Source organism: Microbulbifer sp. SE14 (assembly GCF_059834885.1).
In genome coordinates this window covers 89479-101711 of record NZ_JCBAJA010000019.1, presented here as the reverse complement: position 1 = coordinate 101711, position 12233 = coordinate 89479, and the positions used below count along the sequence as shown (strand labels likewise).

Below are 12233 nucleotides of genomic sequence, written 5' to 3'. Positions count from 1 at the left end.
AACCCAGCGTTTGACTTCTTGCTCCTCGATAGGAGACAGCTTTCTGCCACGCCCCGGCCTAGCTTTAGGTGCCAATGCATCGATGCCTTTTTCCCGTGCAATTTTTAACCACGGGAAAATGGTTCTGCTACCCAGTCCCAAACTACGAGTGACTTCTGCTGCAGACTCCCCATCAAATACGCGCTGAACGGCGATTTTTCGTATGAGGTGCTGCTCTTCTGTGCTAAGTTTTCTGGCGTCGTATTTCATGCGCGCCATGATACCATGTTGTATTGATTATTTCCGCCCCGTTAGTATGTCGAATCAGATCAGTCGCAAGCCGGCGCTGACCAGAAGGAGGAGGCGGTGAAGCCGGTTGCGCTGGTGTTGGAGGCCGGCATATCCCAAGAGGAGGGATCGCCGTCAACCGGGGTGCAGCCGTATTCGATGACACTCCACTGACCGGAAGCGCTGGCATAGGCACCGCTGGTTTCGTCGCAGCTAATCGCATCGTAACCAACACCTACGACCACGTTCTGGAAGGTGGCGTCGGTACCTTCCTTCAGCTTGAAGGGTACATTGGCCGGGGTCCCGGTGCCGATGTAGTCGATGCTCATGCCGTAGATAGTACCGCTGGCACGCGGCAGTGCGTCGTCGTTATCGGGGTTATTGGCCAGCTCCAGGGCGTAACCGGCGTTATCACCCTGGGCGATGCTGACGTTCACCAGGAAGCCCTGATAGCCCTCGTCCCAGTCCACGCTGTCGTCTTCGTTACAGGTCATCCACATATTGGTGATTGCGGCATCGCCACCGAAGAACTCCACGCCATCGTCCGCATTGTTGTGAACGTGCACATTGTTGATGGTGGTGCTGCTGTTGACAGCGTACAGGGTCAGGCCATTGATCTCGCTGCCAGTAGCCACTTCGTGGCCGCCTTCAGCAATTACGACATACTCCAGAGTACCGCTGCTCATGCTTTCATCCAGGTAAGCACCGCCGCCGTAGTAGTAACCGGAGGCCACACCTTCCATTTGGCAGCTGTCCACGCCACTGGCGCTGGGGCAGTTATTGCTCTCGCCGAAGCCAGCGATTACCAGGCCGCCCCATTCGCCGGATTCGTTCATATTATCGTCGATGGACGAGAATGCGATCGGATCACTGGCAGTACCCTGGGCATCAATCTGGGCACCGCGGGAAATCACCAGTGCGGACTCACTTTCCTGGGCACCGGCGATCTGGGCACCGGCCTCGATCTTCAGCACGGTTTTGTCGACAGTGCTCGGGTTGGCGTTCTGGGCATTGCCGTTACCGACAACCACGATGCCCGGCAGGGTCCAGACGATCGGATCGGAAGTGAAACCGCTTTCCTTTGCCAGCACAACAGTATTGCTGCCTTCGACAATGGAAGTCGGGAGTTCACAGTTGAGATAGGTTCCGCCATTGAAAGACACATAGCCAAGATCAGTACCGTTTTCGTTACAGGTAAGATCTAGACCCAGGGTAACCTCTGCGGCATTGGACACAGAGGCCAGCGCCATCAGGCTCAGAGACAGGATAGTCTTTTTCATGAGAAGGTCCTTCCAAGTTTATTAATCCAGAAATTTCGCAGAGGACTCTATGAACGCCTCTCCACGCAAACAAGTGATGATTGCATTTACCGGAAAAAACAACTTCCAGATAAAACCGGATCAATCCATAACCGGCAATTAAAGGCTACAAAAATACTGTGAAGAAAATAATATACAACCAGAACAAATAAAAAGTTAACCACCTCAAAAAACAACGAGAAGTTATAAACAGAACGCACAGACTCTTTAAACACAATTACGCGACTTAATTTTTCGTGAACCTTTAAATACATACCCTACACAAAGTAAGAAAAAATAAATATAAAATAAAAACGCTATAAGCCCTGCCTTTCACTTAACCACCTCACATCAGTAGATAAAAAAAGCCCCGGAATAATCCGGGGCAAATTAGGCTTTTCGCTTACCCAGGTGAAACCCCTGGAATCAGTCCGACGCTATCTGGTATCCGGCATTGATCGGAATAAAGTAATCCAGCACACCGAAGTAATTGGTATCCAGGATAAAGTCCCGATTCACCGTCTTCGATTCCGAGTAATCCAATACTGCCTCACCCAGGTTGATCACGTCGGGAGTCGCATATCTGCGATTTCCCCAACCGGCAAACCGGACGACGCCCTCCACACCCGCATAGTCTTCTTCTCTGGCCCGAAAACCAATTGCCCAGTTAAAGCGATAGATATCGGCGGAGACCTCCCGCCCTTCCACTGAAACGAGATCACTGATAGTGCCGGCAATGTTGGTCACAGTTTCGCTGGTAAAACTCGCATTGAATGCCTGCTCCAGTGCAACGCTATTGGAGAACTGTGTACAGCCCAGCGCCACCTGGTCGAAGATCACCGCCTCCCCCACCAGTGCCTCGACACTGCCATCGGTCTTGACGCACCAGTCCGGTGCCATGCCAAATCCAATCGGGTACGGGTTGTCGAATCTGTTGTTCCACTCGTAGTCGCTTTTTCTGGCACTGAGTACGCTGTTATACAGGTAAAGGCCAGATCCACCCGACAATTCGATCATGGCACTCAGTGCATCGGGGTAACGCTCGGGAAGCATTTCCGTATATCTCAGGGACAGATTGGCAATGGTCGGCGCGGAACGGGGCAGGTCGTTTTCGTGGCCCGCAGAACCGTTGATGCCGTGTATTACCGGATGAAAATGCGCAGTGGTAACGCCGCCGTCAGTTTCCTGGTAAACGGTGCGGTAGTTGCCGCTCGCGTCGGTTCCCGCAAAGTCCATCCTGGTTTGCATAGCCAGCCACAGGGACTGCAGGGTGCCCTGATAGCCGTGGTTCCAGCGGATAAGGCCTCCGCCCACTAGACCGCGCGAACTGCTGGAACTGGAATCAATATACAGGTTACGCATATTGACCGCGCCGCCATCGAGCTCGATCGCAGGTTTGCCAAAACTCTCCTCGGCTTTGTTATTGAGGGCACTGGCAAAGGCGAAATTGTGGATCTCGCTGCCGCCACCCACGCTGTTCAGCTGGACGCGGCCGTCCTCCATTTCCAGGTTCTCGATCCAGAGGTTGCCATGGTTGTTGTCGTAGCCACCGTAGTAGCCGAACTCGCCCTGGATATTGCAGACACGGGTGCCCGGCTCGGCCATGGCATCCGGGCACTGGTTGTTGCGGCCGAAACCGTCGACGATCAGGCCGCGCCAGGGGCCTGTTCCGCTCAGGCCCACCGGCCCCAGCATGTCCGTATCGGCATCGCCCAACAGCTCCACTTCGCCCAGGGCCAGCAGCGCGCCGCCGCGGGTGATATGCAGGCCGCCACCGGCAGTGGCCACAACATCGGCGGAGGGTTTGATTTCCAGTGTGACCGGGTTCTCTTTCATTGCTTGCAGCTGGTCCGGGTCAGTGATTTCAAAATGCCCTTCGCCGACACGCACCAGGCCGTTAAGCAGCCATACTGTGGGCACCGGATCGCGCACCACCGTTGCGGGCAAGCCCGGAGCCCATTCAATTCTTTGGGTAATTTGCTCGCCGTTCTCTGCCGCCAATCGTTCGTTGCCGGTATAGGTGCTCAGTATCAAACCCTCGGTAATGGTACCTCGCAACCCACAGACCGGTCGATCGGGGAAATAATTTCCGATAGGAAAGCCAGCGTCGAGAACAGCGGGAAAGCCGACATCCGATTTGAATATATAATCTTCTTCCAGAACACCCATAAAATCGCACTCAGCCGCCAACAGCACGCCAACGGAATCACTCCAGCCCAGGTACCAGTCGTCTATCGAGTCACGCACCGAGCCCATATAGCCCACTCGGGCGTTCAGGTACCTGGCTACAGCTCCCACCAGGGTGAAGTCAATACTGGGCTCGATACCTGGGATACTCTCACCGGTGGCAACGAAGTTGCTGTCCAGCACCGCGGCCACTTCGTAGACGCCGCTCCGGCTCCGGGTGGCAGTGGCGAAGTCCATACCGCTGTCTTCGTCTTCCGCGGGCACTGTGGCGTCGCAGTCGAGCACCACATTGTCGAAGTAGATCTGCGCCGGGTCGGTGTACTGCAGGTCGGCGGTGGACTGGTCGTCGATATCCAGGCAGGTATTGAAGTCTGCCACTACCGAGTTGTACAGCAGCAGGCCGGAACCCTGCTCCAACAGTATGGCGGTGTCCGCGGTGTCCGCACCTTTTACGGTGATATTGGCCATCACCGGGCGCGAGCGCGGGGCGGCGTCGTGGTCGGCGGCATTGTTGCGGCCGTGCAGGGCGTGGCCGAGGCTGTTGTCGCCGGACTGCAAAATGGCGTACTGCAGGGTGCCGCGGTAGCCGTTGCTCCACTGCACCTGAGTACCGGCCACACGGGATACCAACAGGTTGTCGATATTGGCCGCGCCGCCGCTCAGGGCCAAGCCGTCGCCAGCGGAATCGGCAATATCCAGGTAGTTGACCTCACCGGCGGCGCCGACCTCGTTCAACGCCAGGGCCGGCCGGCCGCTGCCCGCTTTCAGCAGGCGCAGGTAGTTGATATCCACAAACTTCCGTTGCGCAAGCTGGCACACCTCGGTACTGGCACAGCTGTCCGCCAGGCCGTTAACGGTGATACCATCCCAGTTTTCCTCCAGCCCGTGCGACTCCAGTTCCACCGGGTCTTCCGCGGTGCCCAGCACCCGGAAGGCCACATCCGGATTCACCGTCAGGGCCGAGCCGGCGCCCAGCAGTATCCTGGAGCTGCCATCCATAACGACCTGATGCGGCTCCGCCAGGGCGGCCCGCTGCTGCGCCGCGTCCAGTGCACTGAAATCGCTGCCCAGGATGACGGCGCCGTTGATGCGCCAGGCTACCAGTTCGCCGTTGATGTCGTCGTCGAAATAGAGGTTGCCGGCGACCTGGCCTTTCAGTTCGCAGACGTTGTAGCTCGCCTGGCCGATGGTGACCGTTTCTTCCAGTGGCGTACCCACGCCGTAGCAGGGGTCGTAGTAAAGGCCGAATTCGTAACCATGTACCTCAGTAGTGTTGAAAGCCGCACTTTGCAAGTTGGCCCCTGTTACATCCGAGATAGCGACGTTATCCACTTCCAGCTTGTTCGTGAGGTCCGGGTTGGCCGTATACACATTACTGGCCTGGGCAAGGGCCTGGCTCGCATAGTCGACGCCGTCACCGGCGGGCAGGGTGGTCTCCGTGCAGTAGAAAACGCTGTTGCTGACCTCGACCTGGGTGGCGCTATCGCCAATGGACAGGCAGGTGCCGAAGCCCTGCACAACCATATTGTCGATACTGATATCACCGCCACCGGAAAACTCGATCGCAGTGCCGGCATTCAGGGATTTGTCCACCAGCGTCAGCTCTCGGATAGCAACAACGCTGCCGCTGCTGTCTCCTCGCAGCGCCGCCGCATCGGCATCGTGGTGGATAATCGCGCTACCATGACTGACTCTATAAAACTCGCCGCTAAACCCGCTGTGCCAGTAGATGGCATGGCCCTGATTTCCCAATGCAGAACTGGATATATTTGCGGCCCCACCGTTCAGCTCCAGGCCGTTCTTGGCACTGTGATATACACCGCTGCCAATGACACCTGCGCCCGCCCGGATCGGTGCGTTGAAGGTCAGCGCCGCAGAGAGCGAGGCGCCGCTGGCGGGCTCGCCCCCGGCCTCCGCCACATAGGCTCCAAATCCCGTGCCATTTTCCAGCAGCGCGCTGGCATCGTTGCTCTCCGCCTGCGAAAGACCGCCGAAGTAACCCCAGTCACCTTCAATATTGCAAAAGTCGGTTGAACTGGCATTGGCGCCGCAGTCCGGATGCCAACCGATGCCATTGACGACCACACCGGCCCATTCCCCGCCACCGGTGTTATTGTCATCGATGGATTCAATATTTGCCCCAGCTCCCCCATTGCGGTGGACAACAACTACCGTGCCTTCCCGCGCATACAAGGGTATGCTGGTCGACGAGCTGACGCTATAGCGACTGTCCTGCTGGAATTCGGCGAGGGTTGCGTAGGTTTTGCTCTGGCCGATTTCGTAGATGCCGTCCAGCACCCACACCAGCGGTTCGAAATTGTGGCTGACCTTCAATCTAACCTCACCGATCTGGCCGGCATCGGTATCGAGCAGGCAGGCCCGGGTTTCCACCCCGTCGACCACGACGGGGTCCGTGGGCGTGCCCACCACGCCGCCTATCACCACCTCGCACTGCTGCAGGCTGATTTCCAGGGAGTCTTCCTGGGCGATATCGTCCGATACCTCCCCCTCGCAGGCGGCCAGCAGCAGGGCGCTGGCGGCCAGCAGTAGTCCACGGGGGAGCGACGGGAATTTTGTTTTATCTGTGAACATAGGATCACCTGGTTGTATCTGGTCTTGAAAATTTTTACGGATTAAAACTCGTAACTGGCGGAGAGCTTGAATTTGCGCCCGGACTTGTAGCTCAAGTAGGGCACATTGAAGTCCACATACTCGAGGTTGTGTTCCTCATCCAGCAGGTTGTCCACCGAGGCGGCGAGGGAAAGGCCGTTGAGGAATTTTTTCTTGTAGATCAGGCGCAGGTCCGAGTAGGGCTGTCGGTACACGTCGCCCACGAGGGCGGAAGAAGCCGTGGCGCTGTTGGTGATGGCCAGTTCCTCGCCTATCTGGTTGAAGACCAGGGTGACTTCCTGGCCGGTGTCCACATGGTCGTAGCCCAGTTGCAGGTTGGCGATATAGTCCGGCTGGCCCTGCAGGGGGCGGTTGACATCCCGCTCAAAGGCGGAACCCTCGGTAACATCCACCGAAGAGGTGATATCGGTGTAGTTGAACTGCACGAAGAGTTCGTGCCCCTGGTCCCGGCCGAGCACGAACTCCCGGCGCAGGTCCAGCTCCACGCCTTCCACTTCCGCCCGCTGGGCGTTGTCGAAGGTGTAGATATCGAATACATCGCCGGAACTGGAGAAGCGGTTTTCGATGGCGTTGGTGAGATCCTTGCGGAACAGGGCCAGGGTGATGGATTCGCTGTCCGACGGATACCACTCCAGGCGCAGGTCGACATTTTCTATATCCGCCGGCTTCAGCTCCCGGTTGCCCTCATAGACTTCCAGGGTTTCGATGTCGTTGAACCGCCGCGGTATTATTTCGAAGACTTCCGGCCAGTTGACGGTTTCCGACCAGGCGGCGCGCAGCTGCCAGGCGTCGTTGAACATCCAGGTCAGGCCCAGGGAGGGATTGGTGCGTTCCTTGTCCATCAGGTTCCTGAGCGGCTCGGGGGTGTAGGCGTACTGTTCCGCATCCAGCTTGAAGCTCTCCTTGCGCACCCCCAGGTTGACCTTGAGTTTTTCCAGGATATTGGCCTCCACCAGGCCGTACTGGGCCGAGGTTTGCAGCTCGCTGATGTAGTCGTCGCCCTCCCAGCCGACATCGTCTTCCGGCGTGGTCTCGAAAATGCCGACGGACAGGACTTGGCCATCGAGGCTGCCCAAATTGGTACCCACTATATTTTCCGGAGCGAAGAAGCTGCGCGGATCGGGAACCCCGCCGTCATTCACTACATAGCCGTCGCTTCCCGCCTTTATGTAATAGAAACGGGTGACATCGCCCTCCCGGTCCCGCTGCAGAGCCTCAGCGCCGGCCTTGAACAGCAGGGAGACACCGCCGATCTCCTCGACCGGGAGCTCCAGGTCCAGGCGATACCCTTCGTTCTCCTCCTGCATGGTTTCCCAGAGGATGTAGTGATCGCCCGCCTCCTCTCCAAAGCGGTAGGCTTGGGAACTACTGTTGGCCTCGTAACTGTACTGGGTGGCGTTGGGGCGGTCGTACTCGGTGCTGGCGGTCATCACCTGCCACTCCAGGCCCAGGTCGCCCAGGTAGAGAGACCAGCCGCTGTCGGCAGAGATATCCAGGCTGTGGGCGCCCCACAGCTGGTGGCTGACCAGCTGTTCCTCGATCCAGTCGACGCGCTGCCGCCAGTAGCGTCTCGCATCCGGGTGGCTTTTCAGGCCCGAGTCTTCACCGTTGCGCAGGCGCTCCACTGCTTCCCGGCGGATCTGGTAGAGTGAATATTCTGTTTCCAACTCACTGGAACTGGTGGTGTGACGCAGGGCGATATTGTTGAGGCCCAAGCGGTGGTTTTCCGCGATATCCCACTGCAGGTTCAGCATGGCGCTGAGATCTATCACATTGTTGGTGTCGAGGGTCTCGCTCTCGCTGTCCAGTTCGAGCTGTGTCTCTCCAGAGTCTGTCTGGGAGGTAGCACTGAAGCGGGTATTGTTCTTGGTATTGCTGCTCCACTTGTTGGCATAGCGCAGGGCGCCTATCAGGCCCAGGCGCTGCTCGCCCAGCTCCCAGCTGTCTCCGCCGTTGAAGCTGAGGCTGGAGTCCATCTGCGCCTCGCCGTAGTAGATGGCATTGTGGGGTATGGCCTCGCCCATGGCTTCCATCTCCGCATCGCTGTAGCCGCCCTGATGCGCACTGCCTCGGGTTAAATTCAGATACTGGTCCACGGTAGGCCTGAGGATATCGGGCATCTCGCGGCTGCCGTCGTCCACGCCCAGCCAGTCCCTGTCCCCCTCGGTGCTGGACATCAGCAAATCGTCGCCGTGGCTGTCGCCGCGGGTGGCGGAGTAGGAGATCTTGAAAAAGGCCTCTTCCGGAATGTCCTTGGTGCGCATGGCGATATGGCCGGCAGTGGCACTCAGGGGCACATCGGCTGTGGCGTTCTTCTGCAGGCTCAGGCCCTGCATAATGCCGGCGGGGAAGATATCGAACGGCAGGTCGCGGCGCGCCGGGTCCGTGCTGGGCAGGCTGGCGCCGTTGAGTTCGGTGGACTGGTAGCGGCCCTTCATGCCGCGCACTATGGCGAAACGGTCGTCTTCCATGGACACGCCCACCACCCGCTTGAGGGCGCTGCTTACCATGGAGTCGTCGAAGCGAGCTATCTGCGTGAAGTCGATGCTGTCCACCACCGAGGAGGAGACGCGCTCGATTTCGATGGGATTGCCGGGCAGGTAGCGGCCCATCACCTGGACTTCCTCGATGGAACTGGCACCGGCTTCGGCGAAGGCATCCACTGCGGCGAGTTCCACGTCCACGGCCAGGTTTAATTTCGGCAGCACGCGCAGTTCCCTCAGGCGGCTGGCCTGGTATTCGGGGTGTTCCAGTTGCAGCTGGTAGACGCCGGGCGCCAGTCCCAGTTCAAAAGCGCCGTAGCGGTCGGTAACCGTCTGCTGTCCGCCGCCCACGACTTTTACGGTGACGTTGCGCAGCGGCTGTTCGCCGTTGGCGGTGGTGACTGTGCCCTGAATCAGGCCCGGGGCCAGGTCGTCGGCGGCGATGCTGCTCAGTTGTGCGCCCTCGCCGTCCAGTTCAGACAGGTCCAGCTTCTGGATGGACTTGACCGTGCGGCCGCTGGCGGACTCTGCGTTGACGGTGATCACCGCCGCCTGGCTGGCGCCGATGGTGAATTCGTAGGGCACCATTTGGCCGGCGATGCGCAATTGCAGCTGGTGGCCGCCGCCGGGCAGTTCGTCGTACCAGAATTTGCCGCCGGCGCTGCTGCTGCCGAGTGTTTCGCCATCGAGCAGCACGTCCGTCTGCCCCGCGGGTTTGCCATCGATAAACAATTCCAACTTGAGTGCCGCCGCCTGCACCTGCCCGGCAATGGCCATGCCGATGGCGCTGTACAGCAGCGTCCTTGAAACCTGGAAGCTCATGCTATTCCCCCAAAAAAGTCTAAAAATTGAAAATGCAAATTATTGACTTCGCTTTTTGGCGTCGCGCGACAAAAACAAGCCCAGCGAATAACCAAGCGCGCAGGTTGGATTCTCCAGGCACGGGCCTGGAGCCAATGTCCAACGCACTAACAGACGGGGAGACGGCGGAGGGGCGACAGGCGGGAGATTAAGATTTGGTGAAGCTTTTGTGGCAGCTGCTTCATCTTTTAGGTTTGCGGTGTAAGGGGTTGATTTTTGGATGGGGTGGATTCGGATAAAGTGCAGACACGGTTTCAAATCGAGCATTCAACAGCCCGTTATACCGGCATACCGGCGCAGGCCGATATCCAGTTCTGGGTACCTGGATTAGTACCTGCGCATCAAGGCCAGCACCCCAGGAGCTGCGCTTGATGCGGTTGGCATAGCTGACCAGCGAGCCCTCGAACCAGTTGGAGGCGCCGGGCACCGAGGTGATGGCCGCGGCTATGCCGCCGCCCGGCGATACGGCCGCGGGTAGTCAAGGAAGCTTCCACACCACCAACCCGTCGACTCAATCCACCCGCTTCCGCGGGCCTGCGGACGGCACAGTGCGCCCGCCCTCCCCGGCATCATGCAGCGCCGCCAATTCAGCCAGCGCCGTTTCGATCTCATCAGGCGCCATCACCCGCAGCGCGGGCTGTCCCTCAAATTCGCGCAAGCCGTGAATTTCCAGGTCTTTGCGCTCGCTGGCAAAAGCGCAGATGGCAGAGAGCACCTCCGCCGTGATCTCCTGGCCCGGGACCAGCAGGGGGATACCCGGCGGGTAGGGCACCACTTCGTCACAGGCGATGGCCCCCACCAGCGACGAAGCCCCCTCCGCCAGGCTGTGTATGCGACCGCGGCAAAAATAAGCCCTGCGCGGCAACGCGCGCATCGCGGGAAGCGGCGGCAGGGCCTGGCTGCCATCACTTTCGGAACTCCCCGGCGCCACCTGGGACAGCGCCCGCAGCGCCTGCTTGAGGCGCAATACCTTGCTTTCGGTGGTGCCTATGGTGACGAGGAATGTCAGCGTGTTGTGCGTGTTCTTCTCAACCTGAATCCCGAACTCGCCAAACAGCCACTGCTGCGCCCAGGGGGCCGACAAACCGGCGCAGCCGACATCGATGGTCACCTTGGTGGGGTCGAGGCGGATTCCGTCCTCTGCCAGGGTCGGTCCGCACAGGTCCTCGACGCCGAGGCTGCGAAACGCGGTCGTGTCGTCGACGAAGGCGCGGATGTCCCGCGCAAAGGTAAGCGCCCGCCCCACCACCGTATAGCCCTCGATGCTCATCTGTTTGCGGGCCACGTCGAGGCTCGCAATCATGCCGTACTGGGGGCTGGTGGAGGTGTGCATGTTGATATCCTCGCGAAAACCCGTGGGGTCAAACCCCGTCGCGCGCTCGCCCAGATCGCCAACGTGGATCATGCTGGCCTGGGAGAATGCCGAGAGCGTCTTGTGGGTGGACTGGGTCACGAAGTCGGCACCGCACTCCAGTGCCGTGGGCCGCAGCTCCGGGTGGAAGCGGCCGTGGGCGTACCAGGCCTCGTCGATCAGCACAAACATCCCCGCGGAGTGGGCGCGCTCGACAATGGGTTTCAGGTCATAGCGCAAGCCATCATAGGTGCAGGAAGTCAGCACCAGCAGACGCGCGCCGGGACAGGCATCGATGGCGGCGAAAATATCCGCGCGCGGCACAGGTCCGTAGATCCCGTAGTGCTGGTTCACCGAGGACTCCAGGTAGACGGGCAGCGCACCACTCATGATCATGGCGTGGTGTACCGACTTGTGGCAATTGCGGTCGACGATCACCCGGTCGCCATGGCGCAGCAGATGCTGCAATACGATCTTGTTGGAAGTGGAAGTGCCGTTGGTGACGAAATAAGTGTGCCGGGCACCAAAAGTGCGCGCGCATAACTGCTGTGCCTGCCGGATCACGCTCACCGGGTCCATCAGCGAGTCGAGCATTTTGACACTGACCGAAAGATCGGTATTGAAAACATGCTCCCCCATGAAGCGATAGAAGTCCGCCACCCATGGGCTGGCGCTCAAGCTGTCGCCGCTCGAGTGGCCCGGTGTATGCCAGGAGTCCCTTGCCGCAAACACGTACTCACGCAGCGCATCGGCGAAGGGCGTGGCAATCCGCTCCAGGAGCATGCGCCGCAGGCTTCGATAGACCACTCCGTAATTGGATTCCGTCCGCGAGATGACCCACTGCAGGCCGTGCACCCCATCCACTTGCGCCGCCGCGGCCAGCAGCACACAGTCTATCTCGGGACGGGTGGTCGACAGTGTGTCCCGGGCACAGGCGGCTTCCGCACTGTCCAGCCCCGCCTCGTCCAGCACTGCGACCTGCACTGCGCCTTCCGCCAGCGCGCGCGGCAGCGCCCGCACGTCCGCGTGCAGGAAACCAAAAGATACCGGCGTTCCCTCATCGTTGCGGGCGATAGTCGCCAGTTCCGCAACCCAGCGCCTGGCGAAGTCCCCGTCAGCGGTGATCAGGACAACTTTGCATTCCCTCATGAAACC

At 59.4% G+C, this 12233-nt stretch carries 6 protein-coding genes; all 6 read right to left on the bottom strand.

Going from position 1 to position 12233, the window contains the following annotated elements:
• On the bottom strand, positions 1-249 hold a 249-nt coding region (locus AC6R19_RS14310; protein ID WP_500579929.1), incomplete at its 3' end, for a helix-turn-helix domain-containing protein.
• Positions 250-308: 59 nt separating this feature from the next.
• Positions 309-1547, bottom strand: coding sequence for a beta-helix domain-containing protein (locus tag AC6R19_RS14305; protein WP_500580515.1), 1239 nt, complete (start codon positions 1545-1547; stop codon positions 309-311).
• Between the two features lie 444 nt (positions 1548-1991).
• Positions 1992-6344: a beta-helix domain-containing protein gene (locus AC6R19_RS14300; protein ID WP_500580514.1), complete on the bottom strand. Its 4353-nt coding sequence runs from the start codon at positions 6342-6344 to the stop codon at positions 1992-1994.
• 41 nt (positions 6345-6385) lie between these two features.
• Positions 6386-9688 (bottom strand): TonB-dependent receptor, encoded by a 3303-nt coding sequence (locus AC6R19_RS14295; RefSeq protein WP_500580513.1) that lies wholly within the window; start codon positions 9686-9688, stop codon positions 6386-6388.
• Positions 9689-9908: 220 nt separating this feature from the next.
• Positions 9909-10175 (bottom strand): CinA family protein, encoded by a 267-nt coding sequence (locus tag AC6R19_RS14290; RefSeq protein ID WP_500580517.1) that lies wholly within the window; start codon positions 10173-10175, stop codon positions 9909-9911.
• Positions 10176-10238: 63 nt separating this feature from the next.
• Positions 10239-12227 (bottom strand): aminotransferase class I/II-fold pyridoxal phosphate-dependent enzyme, encoded by a 1989-nt coding sequence (locus tag AC6R19_RS14285; RefSeq protein ID WP_500580512.1) that lies wholly within the window; start codon positions 12225-12227, stop codon positions 10239-10241.
• Between the last annotated feature and the right edge of the window lie 6 nt (positions 12228-12233).